Source organism: Streptomyces sp. PU-14G (assembly GCF_041028275.1).
Lineage (GTDB): Bacteria > Actinomycetota > Actinomycetes > Streptomycetales > Streptomycetaceae > Streptomyces.
This window is the reverse complement of record NZ_JASKYT010000069.1, coordinates 1-25,509: the sequence shown is the minus strand read 5'-3', so window position 1 is coordinate 25,509 and position 25,509 is coordinate 1. Positions and strand designations below refer to the sequence as shown.

The 25,509-nt window shown below is 72.9% G+C and carries 18 protein-coding genes and 1 pseudogene; 15 read left to right on the top strand and 4 right to left on the bottom strand.

The genetic code is table 11. From position 1 onward, the window contains the following. Nucleotides 1-108: 108 nt before the first annotated feature. The 6 genes from dxr (at nucleotide 109) to AB8Z75_RS11380 (ending at nucleotide 7,765) form a co-directional block, all read left to right on the top strand. Nucleotides 109-1,374, top strand: a complete 1,266-nt coding sequence (gene dxr / locus AB8Z75_RS11405) for a 1-deoxy-D-xylulose-5-phosphate reductoisomerase (protein WP_369201366.1) — start codon at nucleotides 109-111, stop codon at nucleotides 1,372-1,374. Beyond that, nucleotides 1,371-2,675: an RIP metalloprotease gene (locus AB8Z75_RS11400; RefSeq protein WP_369201365.1), complete on the top strand. Its 1,305-nt coding sequence runs from the start codon at nucleotides 1,371-1,373 to the stop codon at nucleotides 2,673-2,675. Before dxr ends, AB8Z75_RS11400 begins: the two co-directional genes overlap by 4 nt. 170 nt (nucleotides 2,676-2,845) lie before the next feature. Further along, entirely contained in the window at nucleotides 2,846-4,003 is a 1,158-nt protein-coding gene (gene ispG / locus AB8Z75_RS11395) for a flavodoxin-dependent (E)-4-hydroxy-3-methylbut-2-enyl-diphosphate synthase (RefSeq protein WP_369201364.1), read from the top strand. Nucleotides 4,004-4,390: 387 nt separating this feature from the next. Continuing rightward, complete coding sequence (locus tag AB8Z75_RS11390; protein ID WP_369201363.1) at nucleotides 4,391-5,236, top strand: GNAT family N-acetyltransferase; 846 nt, start codon at nucleotides 4,391-4,393, stop codon at nucleotides 5,234-5,236. A 158-nt stretch (nucleotides 5,237-5,394) separates the two neighbouring features. Further along, on the top strand, nucleotides 5,395-5,964 hold the full coding sequence (locus AB8Z75_RS11385; protein WP_369201362.1) for a GNAT family N-acetyltransferase: 570 nt from the start codon (nucleotides 5,395-5,397) through the stop codon (nucleotides 5,962-5,964). A gap of 91 nt (nucleotides 5,965-6,055) precedes the next feature. Then, nucleotides 6,056-7,765, top strand: a complete 1,710-nt coding sequence (locus AB8Z75_RS11380) for a proline--tRNA ligase (RefSeq protein ID WP_369201361.1) — start codon at nucleotides 6,056-6,058, stop codon at nucleotides 7,763-7,765. A gap of 36 nt (nucleotides 7,766-7,801) precedes the next feature. Here AB8Z75_RS11380 and AB8Z75_RS11375 read toward each other — a convergent pair whose 3' ends face one another. The 3 genes from AB8Z75_RS11375 to AB8Z75_RS11365 all read right to left on the bottom strand — a co-directional run bounded on the left by AB8Z75_RS11375 (nucleotide 7,802) and on the right by AB8Z75_RS11365 (nucleotide 10,022). Continuing rightward, on the bottom strand, nucleotides 7,802-8,755 hold the full coding sequence (locus AB8Z75_RS11375; RefSeq protein WP_369201360.1) for an aminoglycoside phosphotransferase family protein: 954 nt from the start codon (nucleotides 8,753-8,755) through the stop codon (nucleotides 7,802-7,804). A gap of 86 nt (nucleotides 8,756-8,841) precedes the next feature. Beyond that, nucleotides 8,842-9,321: a ferritin-like domain-containing protein gene (locus tag AB8Z75_RS11370; protein ID WP_369201359.1), complete on the bottom strand. Its 480-nt coding sequence runs from the start codon at nucleotides 9,319-9,321 to the stop codon at nucleotides 8,842-8,844. Continuing rightward, nucleotides 9,318-10,022 carry a hypothetical protein gene (locus AB8Z75_RS11365; protein WP_369201357.1) on the bottom strand — a complete coding sequence of 235 codons (705 nt, stop codon included), beginning with the start codon at nucleotides 10,020-10,022 and terminating at the stop codon, nucleotides 9,318-9,320. The genes AB8Z75_RS11370 and AB8Z75_RS11365 overlap by 4 nt, the downstream gene beginning before the upstream one ends. Before the next feature lie 586 nt (nucleotides 10,023-10,608). On the opposite strand from AB8Z75_RS11365, the gene rimP reads away from it, so the two are divergent. The 9 genes from rimP (at nucleotide 10,609) to AB8Z75_RS11320 (ending at nucleotide 23,162) form a co-directional block, all read left to right on the top strand. Then, entirely contained in the window at nucleotides 10,609-11,181 is a 573-nt protein-coding gene (gene rimP, locus AB8Z75_RS11360; protein WP_369201356.1) for a ribosome maturation factor RimP, read from the top strand. 2 nt (nucleotides 11,182-11,183) lie between these two features. Beyond that, nucleotides 11,184-12,206, top strand: coding sequence for a transcription termination factor NusA (gene nusA, locus AB8Z75_RS11355; protein ID WP_369201354.1), 1,023 nt, complete (start codon nucleotides 11,184-11,186; stop codon nucleotides 12,204-12,206). Between the two features lie 124 nt (nucleotides 12,207-12,330). Continuing rightward, the gene (locus tag AB8Z75_RS11350) at nucleotides 12,331-12,669 is read left to right on the top strand and encodes a YlxR family protein (protein WP_369201353.1); all 339 of its coding nucleotides are present in this window, start codon (nucleotides 12,331-12,333) and stop codon (nucleotides 12,667-12,669) included. Between the two features lie 101 nt (nucleotides 12,670-12,770). Next, complete coding sequence (gene infB / locus AB8Z75_RS11345) at nucleotides 12,771-15,788, top strand: translation initiation factor IF-2 (protein WP_369201352.1); 3,018 nt, start codon at nucleotides 12,771-12,773, stop codon at nucleotides 15,786-15,788. Nucleotides 15,789-16,019: 231 nt separating this feature from the next. Beyond that, nucleotides 16,020-16,316 carry a DUF503 domain-containing protein gene (locus tag AB8Z75_RS11340; RefSeq protein WP_369201350.1) on the top strand — a complete coding sequence of 99 codons (297 nt, stop codon included), beginning with the start codon at nucleotides 16,020-16,022 and terminating at the stop codon, nucleotides 16,314-16,316. A 276-nt stretch (nucleotides 16,317-16,592) separates the two neighbouring features. Next, complete coding sequence (gene rbfA / locus AB8Z75_RS11335; protein ID WP_369201349.1) at nucleotides 16,593-17,069, top strand: 30S ribosome-binding factor RbfA; 477 nt, start codon at nucleotides 16,593-16,595, stop codon at nucleotides 17,067-17,069. 3 nt (nucleotides 17,070-17,072) lie between these two features. After that, nucleotides 17,073-17,999 (top strand): tRNA pseudouridine(55) synthase TruB, encoded by a 927-nt coding sequence (gene truB / locus AB8Z75_RS11330; protein ID WP_369201348.1) that lies wholly within the window; start codon nucleotides 17,073-17,075, stop codon nucleotides 17,997-17,999. Between the two features lie 403 nt (nucleotides 18,000-18,402). Beyond that, nucleotides 18,403-22,020, top strand: a complete 3,618-nt coding sequence (locus AB8Z75_RS11325) for a serine protease (RefSeq protein WP_369201347.1) — start codon at nucleotides 18,403-18,405, stop codon at nucleotides 22,018-22,020. A gap of 194 nt (nucleotides 22,021-22,214) precedes the next feature. Continuing rightward, a complete protein-coding gene (locus tag AB8Z75_RS11320; RefSeq protein ID WP_369201346.1) occupies nucleotides 22,215-23,162 on the top strand; it encodes a bifunctional riboflavin kinase/FAD synthetase in 948 nt (315 codons plus the stop codon). A gap of 204 nt (nucleotides 23,163-23,366) precedes the next feature. Here the strand turns inward: AB8Z75_RS11320 and AB8Z75_RS11315 are convergent. Beyond that, a pseudogene (locus AB8Z75_RS11315) lies at nucleotides 23,367-25,406 on the bottom strand (AAA family ATPase); the annotation flags it as partial. Nucleotides 25,407-25,509: the final 103 nt, after the last annotated feature.

Here is a 25,509-nt window from a genome sequence, read left to right as displayed (position 1 = left end):
GCGCACCGGGGTACACCGCCCCCGGGTGCGCCTGTCGACGGGTACGCCGGGGGCGGTGTACCCCGGTGCGCTGTCCTGGCCCGCTCACGGAGCGGACACAATAGGGGCATGACCGACTCCCTCGCTGACCCGCATCTGCGTGATCCCGGCGCCGCGCCGGAAGCGGGCACCGCACCGCGCGACATCGTGATCCTCGGCTCGACGGGTTCGATCGGCACCCAGGCCGTCGACGTGGTGCTGAAGAATCCCGGCCGGTTCCGGGTCACCGCGCTGGCCGCGTCCGGTGGCCGGGCGGAGTTGCTGGCCCGGCAGGCGCGCCAACTCGGCGTCCGCAGTGTCGCGGTGGCTCGTGAGGAGACGCTGCCCGAGCTGCGGGAGGCGCTCCGTGCGGCCTACGGGGCGGCGGAGCCGTTGCCTCAGGTGCTGGCGGGCCCGGACGCCGCGACCGAGCTGGCCGCTTCTGACTGCCACACGGTGCTCAACGGCATCACGGGGTCCATCGGTCTGGCGCCGACGCTGGCGGCGCTGGAGGCCGGGCGGGTGCTGGCGCTGGCCAACAAGGAGTCGCTCATCGTCGGGGGGCCTCTGGTGCGGGCGGTCGCCAGGCCGGGCCAGATCGTGCCTGTCGACTCGGAGCACTCGGCACTGTTCCAGGCGCTGATGGGCGGCACCCGCGCGGAGGTGCGCAAGTTGCTGGTCACCGCGTCGGGCGGGCCGTTCCGGGGGCGGAGCAGGGCGCAGCTGGCGGACGTGACGCCCGAGGAGGCGATGGCCCATCCCACGTGGGACATGGGCCCGGTCATCACCATCAACTCGGCCACCCTGGTCAACAAGGGCCTCGAGGTCATCGAGGCACACCTGCTCTACGACATTCCGTTCGAACGTATCCAGGTGGTGGTGCACCCCCAGTCGGCCGTCCACTCGATGGTGGAGTTCACCGACGGATCGACCCTCGCGCAGTGCGGTCCGCCGGACATGCGGCTGCCGATCGCGCTGGGCCTGGGATGGCCGGAGCGGGTGCCCGAGGCCGGTCCGGTCTTCTCCTGGACCGAGGCGATGTCCTGGGACTTCTACCCGCTGGATGAGGAGGCGTTCCCCTCCGTTCCGCTGGCGTGCCGTGTGGGGGCGCTGGGCGGCACGGCGCCGGCGGTCTTCAACGCGGCGAACGAGGAGTGCGTCGAGGCGTTTCTCGCGGGAAGGCTGCCGTTCACAGGCATCGTGGATACGGTTGCGGCTGTGGTGGAGGAGCACGGCACCCCGGCCGGAACCGGTCTGACCCTTCCCGATGTCCTCGCCGCAGAGACCTGGGCGCGCGCCCGCGCCCGTGAACTGGCGGCACGGTCCGCCACAGCACCAGCGGAGGCTCGCGCATGACGGCGTTCATGACCATCCTCGGCATAGTCGTCTTCGTCGTCGGCCTGCTCTTCTCCATCGCCTGGCACGAGCTGGGGCACTTCTCGACTGCCAAGATGTTCGGCGTCCGGGTTCCGCAGTTCATGGTGGGCTTCGGACCCACGGTCTGGTCCAAGCGCAAGGGGGAGACGGAGTACGGCGTCAAGGCGGTGCCGCTCGGCGGCTACATCCGCATGATCGGCATGTTCCCGCCGGGGGACGACGGGGCGGTGCGCAAGCGCTCCACCTCGCCGTTCCGCGGGATGATCGAGGACGCGCGCGCGGCGGCCTACGAGGAGCTCCAGCCGGGCGACGAGCACCGGATGCTCTACACGCGCAAGCCGTGGAAGCGCGTGGTGGTGATGTTCGCCGGGCCGTTCCAGAACCTGATCCTGGCCGTGGTGATCTTCCTGACGGTGCTGATGACCTTCGGCATCAACACCCAGACGACCACGGTCTCCACGGTGTCCGACTGTGTGATCCCCGCCTCGGCGCAGACCGACAAGTGCCCCGGTTCCGCGAAGGACTCCCCGGCCAAGGCGGCGGGGCTGCGGCCTGGCGACACGATCGTCTCCTTCGACGGCAAGCCCGTCGAGGACTGGGACAAGCTGCAGCAGCGGATCCGGGACACCACGGGCCCCGCCACGCTCACGGTGGAGCGGGACGGCGACCGGCGTACGCTGCACGCCGACCTGATCGAGAACAAGGTCGCCAAGACCGACGGCAACGGCGGCTACGTCCCCGACGAGTACGTCACGGCGGGCTTCCTCGGCTTCACCCCGGCCAGCGGCGTGGTGCAGCAGTCGTTCCCGCAGGCCGTGGACCGGATGGGCGACATGATGGTCAACGGCGTCCAGGCGCTGGTCGACCTGCCCGGCAAGGTACCGGACCTGTGGAACGCGGCGTTCGACGGTGGGGAGCGCAAGCAGGACTCGCCGATGGGCGTGGTGGGTGCGGCGCGAGTGGGTGGCGAGGTCTTCTCGCTCGACATCCCGCCGAGCCAGCGGGTGGCGACGATGCTGCTGCTGGTGGCGGGCTTCAACCTGAGCCTGTTCCTGTTCAATATGCTGCCGCTGCTGCCGCTGGACGGCGGGCACATCGCGGGGGCGCTGTGGGAGTCGTTGCGCAGGAACCTCGCGAAGGTCTTCCGGCGCCCCGACCCGGGTCCGTTCGACGTCGCCAAGCTGATGCCGATCGCCTACGTGGTGGCCGGGGTCTTCCTCTGCTTCACTCTTCTGGTGCTGGTGGCCGACGTGGTGAATCCGGTCAGACTCACCGGGTAGCCGGACGCGCGTTCGCCACCCGTGGCGCCCGTGCGATTCGGGTGCGGGCGTCACCTTATGCGGCATTTTCCGGGGAACGATGTGCCCGGCGGGTCACCGGTGCCGTAATCTCGGGTGCCTGGAGCCCGCCGAACCCGGGACTTGAACGACACCGTTGGGGTTGCACGCTGATGACAGCGATTTCGCTCGGAATGCCGGACGTTCCGGCCAAGCTCGCCGACCGCAGGGTCAGCCGGAAGATCCAGGTAGGAACGGTCGCCGTCGGTGGAGACGCGCCCGTGTCCGTGCAGTCCATGACCACGACCCGCACCTCGGACATCGGTTCGACGCTGCAGCAGATCGCGGAGCTGACCGCCTCCGGCTGCCAGATCGTCCGCGTGGCGTGTCCCACTCAGGACGACGCGGACGCGCTCGCCACGATCGCCCGCAAGTCGCAGATCCCCGTGATCGCCGACATCCACTTCCAGCCCAAGTACGTCTTCCAGGCGATCGACGCGGGATGCGCCGCCGTCCGCGTCAACCCCGGCAACATCAAGCAGTTCGACGACAAGGTCAAGGAGATCGCCCACGCGGCGTCCGCGTCCTCCACGCCCATCAGGATCGGCGTCAACGCGGGCTCCCTGGACAAGCGGCTCCTGGAGAAGTACGGCAAGGCCACCCCCGAGGCGCTGGTCGAGTCCGCGCTGTGGGAGTGCTCACTCTTCGAGGAGCACGGCTTCCGGGACATCAAGATCTCGGTCAAGCACAACGACCCCGTCGTGATGGTCAACGCCTACCGGCTGCTGGCCCAGCGCTGCGACTACCCGCTGCACCTGGGTGTCACCGAGGCGGGCCCGGCCTTCCAGGGCACCATCAAGTCGGCAGTGGCCTTCGGCGCGCTGCTGTCCGAGGGGATCGGCGACACGATCCGCGTCTCCCTCTCGGCGCCGCCGGCCGAGGAGGTCAAGGTCGGCATCCAGATCCTGGAGTCCCTGGGGCTGCGCCAGCGCGGCCTGGAGATCGTCTCCTGCCCGTCCTGCGGGCGCGCCCAGGTGGACGTCTACAAGCTCGCCGACGAGGTCACCGCCGGTCTTGAGGGCATGGACGTCCCGCTGCGGGTCGCCGTCATGGGCTGTGTCGTCAACGGCCCGGGCGAGGCCCGCGAGGCCGACCTGGGTGTGGCCTCCGGCAACGGGAAGGGCCAGATCTTCGTCAAGGGCGAGGTCATCAAGACCGTTCCCGAGGCGAAGATCGTCGAGACGCTCATCGACGAGGCCATGAAGATCGCCGAGCAGATGGAGAAGGACGGCGTCGCCTCCGGCGAGCCCGTGGTGACCACGGCGGGCTGACCAGGGTCCGGGGGTCGTCGGTCCGGCTCTCACCGGTCGTGGTCCCGGCGGGCGCGGCCCGTCCGTCGGGTGCGGCTCGTCCGTCGGGTGCGGCCCGCACGCCGGCGGCGGAGGCCGTCGCCGGGCTGTAGCAGCCCCACGACCGGTCCGCACGGCCCGCCCGTGCGCGCTCCCGTCCATACCGACCCGCCCTTGTTCGCTCTCGCCGTACGCCCGCGCACGCGCTCTCGTCGTACGCTTGCGCGTGCTCTCTGCGTACGACCGCTCAGGCGCGCTCTCGCCGCGCGGCCGGCCACGGCCGTGCGGCGGCGTGATGCTCTGGCCCCGGGTACAGTGCCAGCAGATCGTTCCCCACGCCCACGGGCCGTACGGTGAGGCGCCGAGACGTTGCTGACCACCACCTCCCTCAGGGTCGTCGGACCCGCCGAGCTCCCGGAGGCGCTCCGTGTGCTCCGCCGGGAGCCGGTGAACAACGCCTTCGTCACCGCCCGCGTTCTGGCCTCGGGCCTGGACCCGTGGCGTCTCGGCGGCGAGATGTGGGGCTGGTACCGGGACGGGCGCCTGGAGGCCCTCTGCTACAACGGCGCCAACCTCGTTCCGCTGTGCGCGGGCCCCGAGGCGGTCCGCGCGTTCGCCGAGCGGGCGCGCCGCCAGGGCCGCCGCTGCTCGTCACTCGTCGGCCCGGCGGGCCCGACGAGGGCGCTGTGGGCCGCTCTGGAGCCGTCGTGGGGCCCGGCCCGCGAGGTGCGGGCCAGCCAGCCGCTGATGGTCGCGGACCGGATGCCGGACGAGGTCGCCCCCGATCCGCTGGTGCGCCGTGTCGCCAGGACCGAGATGGACGTGGTGCTGCCGGCCTGCGTGGCCATGTTCACCGAGGAGGTCGGCGTCTCCCCGCTGGCCGGCGACGGCGGGCTCGTCTACCAGGCGAGGGTCGCCGAACTCGTGGGGACCGGACGTTCGTTCGCCCGTATCGAGGACGGCCGTGTGGTCTTCAAGGCCGAGATCGGCGCCGCCACCCCCGAGGCCTGTCAGATCCAGGGCGTGTGGGTGGCCCCCGACCGGCGCGGCGAGGGGCTGTCCGAGACGGGGATGGCAGCCGTCCTCGCTTACGCGCTGCGCGAGGTCTCCCCGCTGGTGAGCCTGTACGTCAACGACTACAACGCCCCGGCGCGGGCTGCCTACCGCCGCGTCGGCTTCCGCGAGATCGGCACGTTCACCAGCGTCCTGTTCTGACCGTCCGGACAGGCGACCGTTGCCGCCGAGCACGACCGGTCGCCCGGCCCCGTACCGGGCTCCGGCTCACGTCCGCGCCCCCGCCTCGCGTTCCCGCCCCCGGCTGCCGTTGTGCCGCCTCTTCGCGCGGGCACGGTGGAGGAAGTAGCCTCCCCGCCATGCCGCACACAGCCGGGGCTCAGCTCCCGGACCCCCGGGAAGTGGTCACCGGCCCGCTCGACCTCACCGCGCGCGTCGACGAAGCGCTCGCCGTCCAGGCCGTCGCCTTCGGCCTGACCGACGACGAGGTGGGGGTGCGCAAGTACATCGTGCAGCGCCACATGACCTCGCCGGGCGCGCGCGCGTTGGGTGCCACCACCGAGGGTGACCGTCTGGTCGGCTTCGTCTACGGCATGCCGAACGACCGCTCGCACTGGTGGTCCACGGTGGTCGAGCCGTATCTGCGCCAGGAGGGGAACGAGGGGTGGCTGGAGGACGCCTTCGTCATCACGGAGTTGCACGTCCACCCCGCCTTCCAGCACCGGGGAATCGGGCGGGAACTGATCACCCGGCTCACCGACGGCGCGGCCGAACCCCGCTCCCTGCTCTCCGCCCTCGACACCGACAGCCCGGCCCGGGCCCTCTACCACGGGCTCGGCTACCGCGACCTGGCACGGCGGGTGCAGTTCCCGAGCGCGCCGCAGCCGTACGCGGTGATGGGGGCGCCGCTGCCGCTGCGCAGGCGGTGACATTCGGTTTCCGTGCGGTCGGTCCGGCCGGATAGGCTCCGCATCGACGAGTTCCGTCGATGTCGCCAGTACCGCCCGAGCAGGAGTCCCCATGGCAGCCCGTGTCCAGCGTTTGTCCCGGTCGATGCTGAAGACGCTGCGTGACGACCCGGCCGACGCCGAGACGCTCAGCCACAAGCTGCTGGTCCGCGCCGGGTACGTCCGCCGCACCGCCGCCGGCATCTGGACGTGGCTGCCGCTGGGCAAGCAGGTGCTGGAGAACGTCACCCGCGTCGTCCGCGAGGAGATGGACGCGATCGGCGGCCAGGAGGTGCTGCTCCCGGCGCTGCTGCCCAAGGAGCCCTACGAGGTCTCGGGCCGCTACGAGGAGTACGGCGACCTCCTCTTCCGGCTCAAGGACCGCAAGGGCGGCGAGTACCTGCTGGGCCCCACCCACGAGGAGATCTTCACGCAGGTCGTCAAGGACCAGTGCACCTCGTACAAGGACCTGCCGGTCACGATCTACCAGATCCAGACGAAGTACCGCGACGAGGCCCGCCCCCGCTCCGGCATCCTGCGCGGCCGCGAGTTCACCATGAAGGACTCCTACTCCTTCGACGTGTCCGACGAGGCACTCGCCGAGTCCTACGCCGCCCACCGCGTCGCCTACCAGCGCATCTTCGACCGCCTCGGCCTGGACTACCGGATCGTCTCGGCCATCTCCGGCGCCATGGGCGGCTCGGCCTCCGAGGAGTTCCTGGCGCCCGCCGCGGCCGGCGAGGACACGTACGTGCAGTGCCCGCAGTGCGGTTACGCGGCCAACACCGAGGCCGTCTCCGTCACCGTCAAGCCGGCCTCCACGGAGGGCCACGGCCCGGTGGAGAAGCTGGACACGCCGGACACCCCCACCATCGAGACCCTGGCCGCGTACCTGGGCGTGCCCGCCTCCGCCACGTTGAAGAACCTGCTGGTGAAGGTCGACGGCGAGATCACCGCGGTCGGCGTCCCCGGTGACCGCGAGGTCGATCTGGGCAAGCTCACCGAGCACCTGGCGCCCGCCGAGGTCGAGGTCGTCACCGCCGAGGACTTCGAGGGCCGTGACGACCTCGTACGCGGCTACATCGGCCCGCAGGGCGGCATGGCCGGCAAGGCCTTCCGCTACCTGGCCGACCCGCGCGTGGCCCCGGGCACCGCGTGGGTCACCGGCGCCAACGAGGAGGGCAAGCACGCCCGCAACGTGGTCTGCGGCCGCGACTTCGAGGTCGACCAGTACCTCGACGTGGTCGTCGTCGAGCCCGGCGACCCCTGCCCGAACTGCGGCGCGGGGATCGAGCTCGACCGCGCCATCGAGATCGGGCACATCTTCCAGCTCGGCCGCAAGTACGCCGACGCGTTCGAGCTGGACGTGCTCGGCCAGGACGGCAAGCCGGTCCGCGTCACGATGGGCTCCTACGGCATCGGCGTCTCCCGCGCCGTCGCCGTGCTCGCCGAGCAGAACGCCGACGAGCAGGGGCTGTGCTGGCCCCGCGAGATCGCCCCGGCCGACGTCCACGTCGTGGCGGCGGGCAAGGCGCAGCAGACCGAGGCGGCGCTGGAGATCGCCGAGCGGCTCGGCGCGGCAGGCGTCCGCGTGCTGGTCGACGACCGCGCCGGCGTCTCTCCCGGCGTGAAGTTCACCGACGCCGAGCTGATCGGCGTCCCGACCATCCTGATCGCCGGGCGCGGCATCAAGGACGGCCGTGTGGAACTGAAGGACCGGCGCACCGGTGAGCGCGAGGAACTGCCCGTCGACGAGGCCATCGCCCGCCTCACCCAGGGCTGACCCACCGCACGGGGCCCCGCTGTGCCGGGGCCCCGGTCACAGCCAGGCGGCGAACTCCAGGAGCATCTCGGCGTCAGGCCCGTTGCCCGCCGCGTGATGGCGGCAGGCGGACTCGACCGCACGGTAGAGGGCCCACTGGCGGACGCGCTCGCGCGGTACGTCCAGGGAGTCGGCGAGCTTGTTGACGCGTCTGCGGGTGGCCGCCGCCGAGCCGGTGGACGCCATCAGGTCGTGCAGCCGGTCGCGTACCAGCCGTGCCAGGTCGTAGGCCGGCTCCCCGATGAGCGGGTCGGGGCCCACGGTGAGCCAGCGGGCCCGCTGCTCGGGTGTGGCGGCGGCCAGCACCGCGCCCTGCCGGAAGTCGCCGTGCAGCAGCACCTCGGGCCCGGGCGCCGGCTCGGCCAGCATCGCCTCGCGGGCCTCCAGGGCCGCGGCCACCAGCGGCTCCGCGTCCGGTGGCACGGCGGTACGCATCGTCGCCGCCTCGGCCGCGGTGTGTGCCGCCACCGTCTCCAGGCGGTGCTCGGCGGGAGGCGGTACCCACAGGCGCCGGACGACGGAGACCGCCTCCAGCGTGGCCTTGGCCTCCGGCAGCGACCGCAGCGACACCTCGCACCGCAGCCGCTCCAACAGCAGTACGCCTTCCTCCTCGGCCGCGCGCAGCACCCGCACGGCGCCCAGTCCGTGCCAGGCGGTCAGCGTCTCGCGCTCGCGGGCGGCCCGCACCGGCGCCGACGCCTCCTGCGGGGCGAACACTTTCAGCGCACCGGGCGTGCCGTCCGCCTGCCTGACCAGCACGACGAGGCTGCTGCGCCCGCCCGGTGTCACCACCCGTTCCGCGTCCAGGTCCCACTGCTCCAGCCACCGCCGAAGCAGCGCGGGCAGTCCCCGCAGCCAGCCCCGTGCGGCGTCGGCCGCCTCCCGGTCGGGTTGCGCCTCCAGGGCACGTACGAGCCGCTGCGGGGGGTCGAGGGGCAGCACGGAAGCCATTCCGGGGCGGACCTTTCGTCAGCGCGACACGACAGTGGGGTCAGGCGGCAGCGGGTTCTACGGGCGGTCGGGGACGGTCACGACGGTCACAGGGCATCGGGAGCGCCCGAGCCGTTCGGCCCGCCGGAGGGGGAGGCGGGTGCCTCCCCCGCTCCCAGCTCGGTGAGGCCGGGGAAGGCGACACCGCTGCCTTTCCAGCGCACCGAGCGGACCGCGGCCTCGCGCAGCGCGTCGGCAGCCGCACGCCGCCGCCCTCCCTCGCTTGCCCGCACCAGATCGGCGTACACCCCCGCGAGGCGGTCCTCCAACTGGGCCGCGAGGCGCACGGCGGCGTCGCTGTCGGGCACGGCGAAGGGCAGCGCGTAGGAGGCGGCGGCCGGTTCCGGGTCGCCGCCCAGCGAGCGGATCGTGCGGCGCAGCGCGTCCCGGCGGGAGCGGTGGGCGTCGAAGCACTCCCGCACCTGGCTCTTGCGGTCAGGATCGATGCGTCCGCCGACGACTCCGTAGCCGTAGACGGCGGCGTGCTCGGCACGCAACGCGGCCTGCACGGCGCTCAGTTCCCTCATCCGTCCGTCGCCTCCGCGCCCTGTCCGCCGTCGTCCTTGCCGCCGCCTCGGGCGTCCTGTCCGTCTCCGCCCGAGGCCTTGCTGTGCTCGTCGAGGAGGAAGCTGTGCGCCGCACCGCAGGCGGCTATCGAGGCGAGCAGCCTGGCGACCTGGGGCGGCGCCGCGGCGAGCGCCTTCGTCCGAGCGGCGGAGAGCCACCGCTCGGCTTCGGCGAGCGCGGCGAGAGCCTTCTGCTCGTCCTCGGGGACCGAGGAGGTGTCCGGGCTGGGCGGCTTCACCGACGGCTTGGGATCCGCCCCGCTGCCCGGCTGCCGGTCCCGCCGCGGCGGGACCGAGGGCGAGGGGGAGCCGCGAGAACCGGACGGTGCGGGGGAGGGGGAGCCGGTGCCGGACTCGCTGCCGCGCAGCACCCTGGCGTGCCGGGCGACCTCCGCGCGCAGCGGGCGCAGCCGCGCGGCCGTGGCGGGGTGCACTTTCGCGGTGCCGTCGTAGCGGGCCAGCAGGTGCTCGCTGTCGTGGGCCGCCCGGCTGCGCAGCCGGGCGGCGGCCTCCTGGCGCGCCGCGTCGTCCGTCCCGTCCGCCGCGTCCGTGCAGCCCGCGGTGAGCGGCAGTGCGAGAGCCGCGCCACCGGCGCCGAGCGCGCCGGTCAGCAGCGACCTGCGGCGCGGTCGGGCCGCTGCCGGTGACGGGGTGAGCGACATGTGCACTCCCTGAAGGTGGACGGCGGGCTCGGCTCGGGCGGGGGGACGGGCGGACCGCCCGGTGGCGGGCACGCGCAGGACGGGACCGGACCGGGCCTGGGGGCACCGTGGCGGCACGCCGCTCACCGCCCCGCGAGAGTACCCGGGCGGCTTCCCCACGCTGCCGCGGGCCACCCCGCCGGAACGTTCACGCACCCGGACGCCGCACACCGGGCGCCACGCACCGGACGCTGTGCGCCGGTCGCCGTGCACTGGGCGCCACGCACCGGGCGCCGTGCGCCGGTCGCCGTGCACTGGACGCCGCACACTGGGCGCCACGCACCGGACGCCGTGCGCCGGTCGCCGCGCACCGGACGTCGTGCACCTGACGCTGTGGGCGGCCGTGCGCCGGTCGCCGTGCATCTCACACTGTCGGCCGGGGCAGCCGGGCAGCCGGGGCGGCAGCCCGCGGGGCGCCGTCGTCCCCGCGACCGCGCGTTCGGCAACCGGGTCCGCGCAGCCCGCCACAGACGATAGGCTTGGGCGGCGACACGCCCCTGTCACGAGGCCCCCCTACAACAGCACACGCGGCCGAGGAGTCACCCGGATGAGCACCACCCAGAGCGAGAGGCTGCGCGGACTGCTGGAACCGCTCGTCAGCAAGAGGGGGTTGGATCTCGAAGAGATCGCAGTGACCCCGGCCGGAAAGCGGCGCGTGCTGCGCGTCGTCGTGGACGCTGACGACGGGGTCCAGCTGGACACCTGCGCCGAGCTGAGCCGCGCCTTCTCCGAACTGCTCGACGAGAGCGACGCGATGGGCGGCGCCCCGTACGTGCTGGAGGTCACCTCGCCGGGGGCCGACCGCCCGCTGACCGAGCAGCGGCACTACCGCCGCGCCACCGGACGGCTCGTCAAGGCGCAGCTGACCGACGAGGCGGGCGGCGGCGAGGTGACCGCCCGGATCGTCGGTGTCGACGAGGAGGGTGTCGACCTCCAGGTGCCGGGGGTCAAGGGGCGCAAGCCGACTTCCCGCCGGCTGGCGTTCGAGGAGATCGCCAAGGCGCGGGTCGAGATCGAGTTCAACCGCAAGGCCGCGGACGCCGCCGGCGCAGCGCGGCCGACGTCCGCGGCGGGGGCCGCCGAAGCCGCCGAAGACGACGAGAAAGAGGAGGAGGCGTAGCCGTGGACATCGACATGAGTGCCCTGCGTGGGCTGGTCAGGGAAAAGGAGATCTCCCTCGATCTGCTGGTCGAGGCGATCGAGTCGGCCCTCCTCATCGCGTACCACCGCACCGAGGGCAGCCGGCGTGACGCCCGCGTCGAGCTGAACCAGAAGACCGGGCACGTGACGGTCTGGGCGAAGGAGAGCGCCGAGGAGCTCGAAGAGGGCGCCCAGCCGCGGGAGTTCGACGACACCCCCACCGGTTTCGGCCGCATCGCCGCGACGACGGCCAAGCAGGTCATCCTGCAGCGGCTGCGGGACGCCGAGGAGGAGGTCACCTTCGGCGAGTACGCGGGCCGGGAGGGCGACGTCGTGGCGGGCGTCGTGCAGCAGGGCAAGGACCCCAAGAGCGTGCTGGTGGACATCGGCAAGCTGGAGGCCATCCTGCCGCCGCAGGAGCAGGTGCCCGGCGAGGACTACGCGCACGGCACCCGGCTGCGTACCTATGTGGTCCGGGTGGCGAAGGGTGTGCGCGGTCCCTCTGTGACGCTGTCGCGCACCCACCCCAACCTGGTGAAGAAGCTCTTCGAGCTGGAGGTCCCGGAGATCGCGGACGGTTCGGTGGAGATCGCCGCCATCGCCCGCGAGGCCGGCCACCGCACCAAGATCGCCGTGCGGTCGACGCGCTCGGGGCTCAACGCCAAGGGCGCCTGCATCGGCCCGATGGGCGGCCGGGTGCGCAACGTCATGGCGGAGCTGCACGGTGAGAAGATCGACATCGTGGACTGGTCGGAGGAGCCGGCGGATCTGGTGGCCAACGCGCTCTCGCCCGCGCGGGTCAGCAAGGTGGAGATCATCGACCTGGCCGCCAGGTCGGCGCGCGTCACCGTGCCCGACTACCAGCTGTCACTGGCCATCGGCAAGGAGGGGCAGAACGCCCGGCTGGCCGCCCGGCTCACCGGCTGGCGCATCGACATCCGTCCGGACACCGCGGACGCCACCGCCGCGGACGACGCCGCCGGCCAGGTGGCTGACCAGGACTGAGATCCGCCGCCCGGCGCGGTCCGGCCACGGTGTGTGGTCGGATGCTTGCGTTCCGGCTGCGAATGCGTAACGACGTCCTTGCCCCCCAAGGGGTTACGGGGCTTCGGGGAGGTAGACTTAACCAGTGTCTGGCCGGACGCGCGGTCGGTCGCGCCCTCAGCGGACCTGCGTGGGCTGCCGGGAGTGCGCCGACAAGGACGCTCTGCTGCGAGTGGTGCTGATCGGGGGCAGCGTGATCCCCGATCTTCGCGGTAGGCTGCCCGGTCGGGGTGCGTATCTGCACCCCGTTCCCTCCTGTCTTGAGCAGGCCGTCCGGCGCCGGGCGTTCAACCGGGCCTTCCGGGGTCCGGGTCCGTTCGACGTCGCACAGCTGCGCGAGCAGGTGGAGCGCAACGCACAAGCACCGAAAGAAGCCCGTACGGAGCGTCCGTACGGGGAGAGGTACCTCGCGAGTGGGAAGTAGGTCGAGATTGCGATGAGCACTCGATGAGTACGCGATGAGTACGCCCATGCATCAGTAGCGAAGGTCCGGCGGACGATCTCCCCCGGGCCGTAAGGAGCGAAGTGGCTAAGGTCCGGGTATACGAACTCGCCAAGGAACTTGGAGTCGAGAGCAAGGTCGTCATGGCCAAGCTCCAGGAACTCGGCGAATTCGTCCGTTCGGCGTCCTCGACCATCGAGGCGCCGGTTGTCCGAAAACTGACTGACGCGTTCGACGCGAGCGGTGGCGCGAAGAAGTCCGCCGCGAAGCCCGCGGCGCCCAAGAAGGCCGCCCCTGGGCCCGCCGCGCCCAAGCCGGGCGCGAGCGCACCGAAGCCGGGTGCGCCCAAGCCGGGGCCCAAGCCGGCCCCCGAGGGTCCGGTCACCCCCGCGCCGAGCCCGGCGCAGGACGAGGCCGGCCCCGCCGAGACCCCGAAGCCGGGCCAGGGCCCCAAGCCCGGGCCCAAGCCGGGTCCGCAGCCCGCCGCACCGGCCAAGCCGGACTTCCAGGCGCCGCCGGCCCCGAGCGGGCCGAAGCCGGGCGGTCCGCGTCCCGGCAACCAGGGCCCCAAGCCGGGCCAGGCGCCGAAGCCGGGCGGCCAGGGCCGTCCGCAGGGCGGCGGCCAGGGCGCCAAGCCCGGCCAGGCCCCCAAGCCGGGCGGCCGTCCGGCCGGCCCGCGTCCGGGCAACAACCCCTTCACCTCCGGTGGCTCCACCGGGATGGCGCGCCCGCAGGCGCCCCGTCCGGGTGGCGCGCCCAAGCCGGGCCAGCCCCCGAAGCCGGGCGCTCCCAAGCCGGGTCCCGGTGGCGGCGGCGCCCAGGGCGGCGGCCCGCGTCCGCAGGCCCCCGGTGGCCAGCGTCCCTCGCCGGGCAACATGCCGCGTCCGCAGGCCCCGCAGGGCGGCGGGCCGCGCCCCGGCGGTAATCGTCCGAACCCCGGCATGATGCCGCAGCGTCCGGCCGCGGGTCCGCGTCCGGGCCCGGGCCGTGGCGGTCCCGGCGGCGGTGGCCGCCCGGGTGGCGGCGGCGGAGGCCGTCCCGGCTTCGGCGGTCGTCCCGGTGGCGGCGGCGGTGGCCGTCCGGGTGGCGGCGGCGGTTTCGCCGGTCGTCCGGGTGGCGGCGGCGGTCGTCCCGGCTTCGGCGGTCGTCCGGGTGGTCCCGGTGGCCGTGGTGGCACGCAGGGCGCCTTCGGCCGTCCCGGCGGTCCGGCGCGTCGCGGCCGCAAGTCGAAGCGGCAGAGGCGCCAGGAGTACGAGCAGATGCAGGCGCCGTCCGTCGGCGGTGTGATGCTGCCGCGCGGCAAGGGCGAGACCGTCCGGCTGTCGCGTGGTGCCTCGCTCACGGACTTCGCGGAGAAGATCAACGCCAACCCGGCGTCGCTGGTCCAGGTGATGTTCAACCTGGGCGAGATGGTCACCGCGACCCAGTCCGTCTCCGACGAGACGCTGCAGCTGCTCGGCGACGAGATGAACTACGTCGTCCAGATCGTCAGCCCGGAGGAGGAGGACCGCGAGCTGCTCGAGTCCTTCGACATCGAGTTCGGCGAGGACGAGGGCGGCGAGACGGCGCTCATGCCGCGTCCGCCGGTGGTGACCGTCATGGGCCACGTCGACCACGGTAAGACGCGCCTGCTGGACGCGATCCGCAAGACCAACGTCATCGCGGGCGAGGCCGGCGGTATCACCCAGCACATCGGTGCCTACCAGGCGGCGACGGAGGTGAACGGCGAGGAGCGCCGGATCACCTTCATCGACACCCCGGGTCACGAGGCGTTCACCGCCATGCGTGCCCGTGGTGCCAAGTCGACGGACATCGCGATCCTCGTGGTCGCGGCGAACGACGGCGTGATGCCGCAGACCGTCGAGGCGCTGAACCACGCCAAGGCGGCCGAGGTCCCGATCGTCGTCGCGGTCAACAAGATCGATGTCGAGGGTGCCGACCCGACCAAGGTCCGCGGTCAGCTGACCGAGTACGGGCTGGTGGCCGAGGAGTACGGCGGCGACACGATGTTCGTCGACATCTCGGCGCGCGAGGGGCTGAACATCGAGGAGCTGCTGGAGGCGGTCGTCCTCACCGCGGACGCCTCGCTCGACCTGCGGGCCAACCCCGACCAGGACGCGCAGGGCCTCGCGATCGAGGCACACCTCGACCGCGGTCGCGGCGCCGTGGCCACCGTGCTGGTCCAGCGCGGCACGCTCAAGGTCGGCGAGACCATGGTGGTGGGCGACGCCTACGGCCGCGTCCGCGCGATGCTCGACGACAAGGGCGAGAACATCAAGGAAGCGGGTCCCTCGACCCCCGTCCTGGTGCTGGGTCTGACCAACGTCCCGGGCGCCGGCGACAACTTCCTGGTGGTGGACGAGGACCGCACGGCACGGCAGATCGCCGAGAAGCGCGCGGCGCGCGAGCGCAACGCGGCCTTCGCCAAGCGGACCCGCCGCGTCTCCCTGGAGGACCTGGACAAGGTGCTCAAGGCGGGCGAGGTGCAGCAGCTCAACCTCATCATCAAGGGCGACGCGTCCGGTTCGGTGGAGGCCCTGGAGTCCTCCCTGCTCCAGCTCGACGTCGGCGAAGAGGTCGACCTGCGCATCCTGCACCGCGGTGTGGGTGCGGTCACCGAGACCGACATCGACCTGGCGACCGGCTCCGACGCCATCGTCATCGGCTTCAATGTCCGCGCCGAGGGGCGTGCGACGCAGATGGCCGAGCGCGAGGGCGTGGACGTCCGCTACTACTCGGTCATCTACCAGGTGATCGAGGAGATCGAGGCGGCCCTCAAGGGCATGCTCAAGCCGGAGTACGAAGAGGTCGAGCTGGGTACGGCGGAGATCCGCGAGATCTTCCGCTCGTCCAAGCTGGGCAACATCGCCGGTGTCCTCATCCGCTCCGGCGAGGTGCGCAGGAACACCAAGGCCCGCGTCGTGCGCGATGGCAAGGTCGTGGCGGAGAACCTCAACATCGAGGGCCTGCGCCGCTTCAAGGACGACGTCACCGAGATCCGCGAAGGCTTCGAGGGCGGTATCAACCTCGGCAACTTCAACGACATCAAGGTGGACGACGTCATCGCCACCTACGAGATGCGGGAGAAGCCCCGCGGCTGATGGCTCCCTTCCGCTCGGACCACCACCCTGGGGGGTGGTGGTCGGGCGACGGGTGGGCGAGATGCGGGAGAAGCCCCGCGGCTGACCCTGTCTCATGGTCCGGGGCCGACCGGCGGAAGTTATTCCGTCGATCGGCCCCGGCCGTTGCGTGTACGGTGCGAGTGACGCGTACGCCACCGGCTGCCGCCGGCGGCGCCCCAAGTGCCCCACGGGTGGCATGACCCGCACTGTATGTACGTAGGGACGCTGTCCTTCGATCTGCTCCTCGGCGACGTGCACTCGCTCAAGGAGAAGCGCTCCGTCGTCCGCCCCCTCCTCGCCGAGTTGCAGCGCAAGCACGCGGTGAGTGTGGCGGAGACGGGTGAGCAAGGCCTCTACCGCAGGACCCGCATCGGTCTGGCGGCTGTCTCCGGGGACGCGGGGCATCTGACCGACGTGCTCGACCGCTGCGAGCGGCTGGTCGCGGCACGCCCCGAGGTGGAGCTGCTGTCCGTCCGGCGGCGGTTCCACGGCGAAGACGACGAGTAGACCAGCCGGACGCCCGGTACCCGGGATTTCCGGCGACCGGGTACATGGACCGGGTTCGTACCGGTCCCGTCATCGGGACCGGCGCCGGGTCCGAGCCCGGATGCGGACGGACATGGGGAAACCCGGGTCCGTACGGGCAGCCTGACTCGGGCACCCGGACCCAGCCGGCCCGCGGAGCGGGAGAAGGCTGGGGAACGAACAAGACGCGGAAACGCGAACAGACGCAGGAAGCCGCCGCGCGTGCGAGCGCGCGGCGCGGAGCAAGGAGACGGACCAGTGGCCGACAACGCACGGGCCCAGAGGCTGGCGGACCTCATCCGTGAGGTGGTCGCGGAGAAGCTGCACCGGGGGATCAAGGACCCGCGGCTCGGCACACATGTGACCGTCACGGACACCCGGGTCACCGGCGACCTCAGGGAAGCGACGGTCTTCTACACCGTTTACGGCGACGACGAGGACCGCAAGGCGGCTGCGGCCGGGCTGGAGAGCGCCAAGGGCGTCCTCCGCACCGCGGTGGGCCGGGCGGCGGGCATCAAGCACACGCCGAGCCTGGCGTTCGTCGCGGACGCGCTGCCGGAGAACGCCAAGACGATCGACGACGCGCTCGCCCGCGCCCGGGCCGCCGACGAGGAGGTGCGCAAGGCCTCCTCGGGCGCCTCGTACGCAGGGGAGGCCGACCCGTACCGCAAGCCGGGCGAGTCCGAGACCGACGGGCCCGAGGACGCTGGCGACGGCGAGGACGAGAGCGCCTGAACCGTGGCACGCAAGAGAGACAACGGCCCGGGCGGGCTGCTCGTCGTCGACAAGCCCGCCGGGTTCACCTCGCACGACGTCGTGGCCAAGTTGCGCGGTATGGCACGCACCCGGCGCGTCGGTCACGCGGGCACGCTCGACCCGATGGCGACCGGCGTGCTCGTCCTCGGCACCGAGCGGGCGACCCGGCTGCTCGGGCACCTCGCCCTCACCGAGAAGGAGTACGTGGCCACCGTCCGGCTCGGCCAGGAGACGGTGACCGAGGACGCCGAGGGTGAGATCACCGGCGCGAAGGGCGCCAAAGGTCTCGAACGGGAACGCGTGGACGCCGCCGTCGCCGCACTGACCGGAAGGATCGAGCAGGTCCCCTCAGCGGTCAGCGCGGTCAAGGTCGACGGCAAACGTGCCTACGCCCGGGTACGCGAGGGCGAGGAGGTGGAGCTGGCGGCACGGCCGGTCACCGTCTCCTCGTTCCTGGTCCACGACGTGCGTGAGGAGGCGGCCGAGGACGGCACCCCGGTCACCGACCTGCTGGTCTCGGTGGTCTGCTCCTCCGGCACGTATGTGCGGGCGCTGGCCCGTGACCTGGGAGCGGCCCTCGGTACGGGCGGCCATCTGACGGCGCTGCGGCGCACGCGCGTGGGGCCTTACGGGCTGGACGGCGCGCACACGCTGGCACAGCTCCAGGAGCGGGTGGACGCGGAGGAGCCACTGCCTCTCCTCCCGCTGGGGCAGGCAGCGGCGGCGGCGTTCTCCCGCTGGGACGTCGATGAGGAACAAGCGCGCCGCATCGGAAACGGCGTGCAACTGCGCATGCCGGCGGCGCAGTTCGGCCCAGGCCCTGTCGCGGTGTTCGCTCCCGGGGAGCAGTTCGTCGCTCTGGTGGAGCAGCGGGACGGCCGCGCCAGGAGCCTGGCTGTCTTCGTGTGAGGGACAGCTGCGGCGGGTGTCGCCACGCGGGGCGCCGAGTCGCGCGCGGCGCTGAGTCCCGCGGGGCGCCGAGCCGCGCGGGGAGCAACGTTCCGTCTTCGTGTGGGTGACGGCGCTGCCTGATCTGGTTGCGCCTCGGCCTCCGCCTCCGCCTTCGCCTTCGCCTTCGTCTGCGTCTCCGTGTGGGTGACAGCCCCGCCGGAGACGGACGTGCCTTCGCCTTCGTGTGTCGGTTGTGCCTTCGTCTCCTGTGGGGGACGGCGCTTCACCTGGATGGGCGGGCGCTCGGTGTGAAACGCGGGCGCGGATGGGGGCGCGTTCCGTGCCGGACCTGTCGCCGCTGACCAGCACCGTTCTACGGTCGAGTCTGCGAGGTGGGCGGGGTCAGCACGGAGGTGCACGGATGTCGGCGGTGTGCGGCAGACCCACGCTGGTGCGTGTCTGCGACCTGACGGGCCGGGAGCGCGGGGTCGGATTCCTCGCCGACGCGTGCGGCACCGTCGTCACCAGCCACGAAGCCGTGGACGGTCTCGCCAAGCTCGTCCTGCGTGCGGGTACTGGCAGCTGCCTGGCAGCGGACCGCGACATCACCCCACTGCCCGAGTGGGACCTGGCGCTCGTCCGCACCCAGGGGCTGGACGTCGAGCCGCTGGTCATCGGACGGGAACGCCCGCACGCGGGCGGCCCGGTCCACCTGCTCACCTCCGATGGCACCGTCTCCGCCACCCTGAACGGTCCCTCGGGCGCCGCCTACACCTCCACCGCCCGCCACCACCGGTTGGAGCGGCTGCTCAGGCTGGATTTGCCCGAGGCGGACTGCGCCCGTCTGCGGCTGTCCACCAAGGCGACAGGCGCCCCCGTCGTGGACACGGCCACGAGCGCCGTCCTCGGCGTCCTGGGCACCGCGCTGCACACCTCCCAGGAGGTTTCCCACGCCTTCGCGGTACCACTGCACGCCGCAGCGGAGCTCACCCCCGACGGGCCGCTCGGCCTGCTGCTGCGGCGCAACGCCGCCTGCGCGCCCGGATTCGGGCCCGACCTGAACCTGGCCGGAGTGCTGCGGCTGGCGGCGGCCTCGGTGAGCCGGGTGACGGAGCGCTGCGCCCACGCGGTCGCCCGTCCCGTGGTGGCCGAGACGCTCGACCGTTTCGGTCGCAGCCCGGCCACCGTCGTCGCCCTGACCGGAGACCCGGGCGCGGGCCGCACCACCGAGCTGGCGGCTCTTGCCTCCCGCCGTGCGCGAGGTACCGTCCCCGCTCCCAGCGTCTGGTTGCGCGGCGCCGATCTGCGGGCGGGCGACGGCAGCCTGCGGGACGCCGTCGGCCGCGCTCTCGCAGCGGCGGGCCGGGACCTGGCCGCTGCGTCGCCCTCTGCCCGTGCGGGAGCCGGAGGGGGTACACCCGTCATCGGCGATCCCCGCGACACGGACCCCGATGTGGTGGCCCGCCTGGCACGTGCGGCGGGCCGCCCTCTCCTCGTCCTTCTGGACGCGCCGGAGGAGATGCCGCCCTCCCTCGCATCGGTGCTGCGCCAGTGGGCCGTGCGCACCGCCGGCTGGTTGCGGACGACCGGCGTACGGCTCGCCGTGGCCTGCCGCCCCGAATACTGGGAGCGGACCGGCGCGCTGTTCCCTTCGGACATGCTGTACACCGCGCGGTCGGCTGCCGGGTGCGTCCGGCTGGGCGGCCTGTCGCCGCAGCAGGCCGCCCGCGTCCGCGCCGCCTACGGCTTGCCTGACGATGTCCTGGCGCCCCGTGACGCGGGGCACCCCCTCGCCATCCGGATGCTCGCCCAGGTACGTGCCGCACAGGGCTTCCGTGGCGAGTGCGGCGAGCCGCAGACGGCGGGAGACCAGTCCCGGTCGGCGGGGAGCGCGTGCGAGGCGCGGCCGGGAAGTGGGGCGCCACGGCCGGCACGGCACGAGATCCTCTCCGCCTTCTTCGACCTGCTCTGCCTGCGCGTCGCACACCGTCTCGCCGCGCGGGCGGGAAGCGGCGCGACGGAGGACGCTGACGGAACGGCACCGGTGCGATCGGACCCCGCGACGCCGCGCCGAGCGACGCCTCCGCCCGCAGCACCACCCCCCGCGACCGTCCGCAGGCTCGCGGCGCGGGTGTCGGGACAGTTGCACGACGCCGCGCGGCGCTGCCTGGAAGACGGAGGCGGCGAGCTGAGCCGTGCGCTCTTCGACGGCCTCTTCCCCTGGAGCGGCGGATGGGCCTCCGCTGTGCTCGCGGAGGGCGCCCTCGCACCGGCGGGTGACGGGTACCGCTTCGTGGACGAGGAACTCGCCGACTGGCTCCAGGGCGGCCATCTGGAACTCGACCGAGCCTTGGAGACGCTCGTCCACGAGAGGGACCGAGCCGGCGGGGCGCCGGTGCCGAGGCACCGCATCGGCCCCGTTGTCCAGGCGCTCCTGCTCTGCGACCGCAGGGAGGGCCCGGAAGTCCTCGCGCCGCGCCTGCGCCCGCTGGTGGACGTCCTCGCAGCAGGCAGCACGGATACCGACGCGGTGTGGTGGGCCGCGCACCTGCTGGGAGAGACGCTGCTGCGGATGCCGGACGCGCACCTGTACCCGCAGGTGCTCAGGGGCCTGGCAGCGTACGTGGCCGACCGGGGGTACGACGCCGCAACGGAGGACGGATTCGGCCCCGGCTTCTGGCGCGCGCTGCCGTTGCGGGCGGACCACAAGGCGGAGCTGCTGCGTCTGCTGCTGCCCGTCGACCCGCCCGCGGACGCTCTGCGGGAACAGGGCCGCCGACGCGACCGGTACGTGGACGTACTGGGCGAGCTGCTGGCAGCCCAGCCCCGCACCCTTCAGCCACTGCTGTGCGAGTGGTTCAGCGACCTGCGCCCGTTGCGAAGACGGGCGGACATGCCGTGCGAGCCTCCGCCCACCGTCGCGGCGGCCGCACAGGCGCTCCTCCACACCCACCGAGGGTGCGCCGTGGACGACCTGTGTGACGCGCTCGCGACGGTCACGCACCCCCGCGCCGACGACCTGCTCGCCGAGCTGGCCGCCGACGAGCCGTCCGCGCTGTGTCGCGCGGTGCGCCGGTGGGCGCGGGACCCGCGCGACCAACGAGCGGCGACCGCCGCCACCTACGCGGTACGGCTCGCCCGCCGGAACGGCACGGAAGACGACCGCGCGTCGCTGCGCGGGGCCGCCCGGGCGCTGCTGCGCCGCGCGGACAGTCACGGTTCGCACGAGCTCGCGCTGGCCGTGCTCGTGCGTGATCCGCGCAGCCGTCCGCGTCACCTGGAGGCCGCGCTGCGGCGCTTCGCCACAACGGGTGGCAGCGAACTGGCCGCCGCGCTGGCCACCGCGTGTACGACCCACCCTGAGCAGGTGTTCGCCGCCTTCCACGCGCTGCTGACCGATCCCGCCTCCGCCGCGGCGCGATCCCAGGCGGTACGGTCCCTCGCCTGCCTGCGTATCCCGGCCCTCGCCCGACGGGCGGCGGTGCTCGTGCGGGCGCATGCGGCGGTGAGCCCCTGGCTCGCCCGCGAGGACGTGGCCGCCTACGTGGAGGTCAGGCTCCGCCACGGGCCCGCCGCCCGCGCGGTGCTGCGCCCCTTGGTGGGGGAGCTGTTGCGCGACCAGGGGCCCGCGTTCCGGACGCGGCTGGCCCGTACGCTCGGCGCCGGCCACGGCCGCGTCCGCGACGAACTGCTCGAGCTTCTGGTGGCCGGCGAGTCCGAGACCTCCGTCCTGGAGGCCGCGCTGGAGGCGGTGGTGCGGGGCGGGGCGGTGCCGGCCCCTCGCCAGGGCGACCACCGCCCGGTCGCGGAGGCGCCTGGGCACGTGCCCCCTCACGTGTCCGGAGAGGCACCCGCGGACGCGTCATGGCAGGCACCTTCAAAGGTGTCTCGGCAGGCGCCCTCGGACCCTGGGGAGAAGGGGCAGGGACGGGAGGAGCAGCTGGTACGGCGGATCGGGCTCCGCATGGGCACGATCGCTCGGGGCGCCGCCGCCTTCGACCGGACGCTTGCCCGGCTCGCCCCCGAACGGTCCGGGTGATCCCGCGACGGAACGACCGGCCGAGGGAGAGTCGCGGTGGGCCGTCGGTGCCCGTCCGCCGGTGCGCCGACCGGTCTGGAGGTGGGTCCGTGCGGGGTGGAGGCGCATGGCATGGCACCCTTGGACCGGCGAGACCCATCGTCATCACCATCGGCTGAAGACACTGGCGAACCAGGTAGCGACGAGGAGCAGACGTGCAGCGCTGGCGTGGCTTGGAGGACATCCCCGAGGGCTGGGGGCGCAGCGTCGTCACCATCGGCTCGTACGACGGGGTGCACCGGGGGCACCAGCTCATCATCGGCAAGGCGGTACAGCGCGCCAGGGAGCTTCAGGTGCCCGCCGTCGCCGTCACCTTCGACCCGCATCCCAGCGAGGTGGTGCGGGCCGGGAGCCACCCCCCGCTGCTGGCGCCGCACCACCGGCGCGCGGAGCTCATGGGCGAACTCGGCGTGGACGCCGTCCTGGTGCTGCCCTTCACCGCCGAGTTCTCCCAGCTCTCGCCCGCCGACTTCGTGGTGAAGGTCCTGGTGGACAAGCTGCACGCGCGCAGTGTCGTGGAGGGGCCCAACTTCCGTTTCGGCCACAAGGCGAAAGGCACCGTGGCGTCCCTCGCCGAGCTGGGGGAGACCTACGACTACGAGGTGATCGTCGTCGACCTCTTCGAGCGTGACCGCAGCGGTGAGGCGTTCTCCTCCACCATGGCGCGGCGGCTTGTCGGCGAGGGCGATGTGCGCGGTGCGGCCGAAGTGCTCGGCCGTCCGCACCGGGTCGAAGGGATCGTGGTGCGGGGAGCGCAGCGCGGCCGGGACCTGGGCTACCCCACGGCGAATCTCGACACACTCCCGCACACCGCCGTTCCGGCCGACGGCGTGTACGCGGGCTGGCTCACGGTCGAGGGCGAGGCCATGCCGGCGGCGATCTCCGTCGGGACGAACCCGCAGTTCGAGGGCACCGAGCGCACCGTCGAGGCGTATGCGATCGACCGCGTGGACCTGGACCTGTACGGGATGCACGTAGGGGTCGACTTCCTCGACTACATCCGAGGCCAGGAGAGGTTCGACACGCTCGACGCGCTCACGGCACGGATGGCGCAGGACGTGGACGAGGCGCGGGCGACGGTCGCGGCGGCTGACGGGAACTGAGCGTTCTTCAGCGGAGGGAGGGGCCTGCGGAGACTTCCGCAGGCCCCTCCCTCCGCTGCTTCCCGCTTGCTGCCGCGCGCTCGCTCGCCTCAGCCGCGCGTCCTGTGTGGCGCAAAGGTGCCGCGTGTCCCTGTGAGGGTGTCCCTGTGAGGCGACGGTCCGGCCCCGACCCCGGGTGCGACCGGAGCGGGGGCCGGCCGGTGACTACTGCTGCCAGCCGCTGCCCTGTTGGGGCTGCCCGGGCTGACCCGCGCCACCGGGCGGACCGGGGTAGCCGTAGCCGGCGCCCCCACCGTACGGGGGCTGCGGCTGAGCAGGCGGCGGGCCGCCGGGCCCGGGGACGCCGGGCTGCCCCGCCGGGGCCTGTCCCGGTACACCGCCCTGGCCGGGCACACCGCCCTGGCCGGGCATCGGCGGGGCGAGTTGCGGCGGGGGGTTGCCATCCGCCGTCCACAGCCCCTGCTCGCGCTGCGCACGCACGAAGTCCTCAGCGATCATCGCGGACAGGTTGAAGTACGCCTCCCTCGTCCGCGGCCGCATCATGTTCAGGTCGAGTTCGGCACCGGCCGACAGGTGCTCGTCGAACGGGACGGTCACCACGCCGCGGCAGCGTGTCTCGAAGTGGGAGACGATGTCCTCGACCCTGATCATCTTTCCGGTCTCGCGTACCCCGGAGATCACGGTGATGCTCCGCTGCACGAGGTCCGAATAGCCGTGCGCCGCCAGCCAGTCCAGCGTGGTGCTCGCGCTGCTCGCCCCGTCCACGGACGGGGTGGAGATGATGATCAACTGGTCGGCCAGGTCGAGTACTCCCCGCATGGCCGAGTACAGCAGGCCCGTGCCCGAGTCCGTCAGGATGATCGGGTACTGCTTGCCCAGGATGTCGATGACGCGCCGGTAGTCGTCGTCGTTGAACGTCGTCGAGATCGCCGGGTCGACGTCGTTCGCCAGGATCTCCAGGCCGGACGGCGCCTGCGAGGTGAACCGGCGGATGTCCATGTAGCTGTTGATGTACGGGATCGCCGTCACCAGGTCGCGGATCGTCGCGCCCGTCTCCCGCCGAACCCGGCGGCCCAGCGTGCCCGCGTCCGGGTTCGCGTCGATGGCGATGACCTTGTCCTGGCGCTCGGTGGCGAGCGTGGACCCCAGAGCCGTTGTCGTCGTCGTCTTGCCGACCCCGCCCTTGAGGCTGATGACGGCGATCCGGTAGCACGACAGCACCGGCGTGCGGATCAGCTCCAGCTTGCGCTGCCGCTCGGCCTCCTCCTTCTTGGCGCCGAACCGGAAGCGACCTCCCTTGTTGCCCGACTGCGGACGTGGCTTCTTCTTGCTGTTGATCAGCCGGTCCGAGGACAACTCGACCGCTGCCGTGTATCCCAGCGGCGAACCCGACTGGTCCGTCCGCCGCGGGTCGACGGCGCCCGGGTGCGGATGGAGCGGAGCGTGCGGCTGACCCGGTACCTGCCCCTGAGGCTGAGCCGGGTGCTGCGCTTGGGGTTGTGCCTGCGGCTGTGCTTGGGGCTGTCCTTGGGCACTCGGCAGCGGATGTGCCGGGGAGGCAGGCGGCTGAGCCTGCCCCTGGCCCGGCAATGGGGGCTGCTGCGGCTGTTGCTGGGGCTGTGCCTGGGGCTGCGGCGGTTGCGGCTGCGGGGGGACCTGCTGCCCGGGAAGCGAGCTCTGCCCCGGAACGGGGCCGTTGCCCTGCACGGGCCCGGGCCCCTGACCCTGGGGCTGCTGCGGAGCGCCGGCGGCCGGGGCCGGGTACTGTCCGGGCCAGCCCTGCTGGCTCTGCGGAGGCACGGGCGGACGTTGCTGCCCGTGCGCCGGTTGACCCGGCTGCGCCTGATCCTGCGGCAACGGGTAACCCGGCTGCGCCTGCGGTTGCCCGGCCGACTGCGCGGGCGGCACCGCGGCACCACCGGGGGGCTGCTGCTGTGCTGCCGGGCCCTGCGGATAGCCGTAGCGGCTCTGCTGACCGTACTGCGGCCCCTGCTGCCGGCTCTGGCTCTGCTGTCCCCGCTGGTCCTGAAGACCGGACTGCGACGGCTGTTGTGGCTGCTGCGGCGCGTAGGGGGAGGCGGAGCCGTCGTGCGAAGCCTGCGGCTGCGCCGGGCCCTGACCACGTGGAGCGTCCTGCCCGCCCTGACGGGAAGCATCGGGAGGCGACACCCACGCCGCGTCAGCGGCCGGCGCGGGCGCTGCGGGGGCGGCGGGTTGGAAGTCCGGCGGCAGTGGCGGCAGCGACTGCGCGCCACCAGCGGCGCCCCCCGCCGTACCGCTCGGAACGCCGCCTGCCGCGGAGTCACCGCCACCGGCGGCGGGTGAGCTGCCGGCGGTGGGGGAGGTG

Excerpts from the sequence above, each read along its gene's own strand:
- dxr (WP_369201366.1), top strand. The coding sequence starts at position 109 with ATGACCGACTCCCTCGCTGACCCGCATCTGCGTGATCCCGGCGCCGCG.
- AB8Z75_RS11380 (WP_369201361.1), top strand. The coding sequence starts at position 6,056 with ATGGCAGCCCGTGTCCAGCGTTTGTCCCGGTCGATGCTGAAGACGCTG.
- rimP (WP_369201356.1), top strand. The coding sequence starts at position 10,609 with ATGAGCACCACCCAGAGCGAGAGGCTGCGCGGACTGCTGGAACCGCTC.
- AB8Z75_RS11370 (WP_369201359.1), bottom strand. The coding sequence starts at position 9,321 with ATGAGGGAACTGAGCGCCGTGCAGGCCGCGTTGCGTGCCGAGCACGCC.
- AB8Z75_RS11385 (WP_369201362.1), top strand. The coding sequence starts at position 5,395 with ATGCCGCACACAGCCGGGGCTCAGCTCCCGGACCCCCGGGAAGTGGTC.
- AB8Z75_RS11340 (WP_369201350.1), top strand. The coding sequence starts at position 16,020 with ATGTACGTAGGGACGCTGTCCTTCGATCTGCTCCTCGGCGACGTGCAC.
- ispG (WP_369201364.1), top strand. The coding sequence starts at position 2,846 with ATGACAGCGATTTCGCTCGGAATGCCGGACGTTCCGGCCAAGCTCGCC.
- AB8Z75_RS11365 (WP_369201357.1), bottom strand. The coding sequence starts at position 10,022 with ATGTCGCTCACCCCGTCACCGGCAGCGGCCCGACCGCGCCGCAGGTCG.
- AB8Z75_RS11325 (WP_369201347.1), top strand. The coding sequence starts at position 18,403 with ATGTCGGCGGTGTGCGGCAGACCCACGCTGGTGCGTGTCTGCGACCTG.
- AB8Z75_RS11375 (WP_369201360.1), bottom strand. The coding sequence starts at position 8,755 with ATGGCTTCCGTGCTGCCCCTCGACCCCCCGCAGCGGCTCGTACGTGCC.
- AB8Z75_RS11400 (WP_369201365.1), top strand. The coding sequence starts at position 1,371 with ATGACGGCGTTCATGACCATCCTCGGCATAGTCGTCTTCGTCGTCGGC.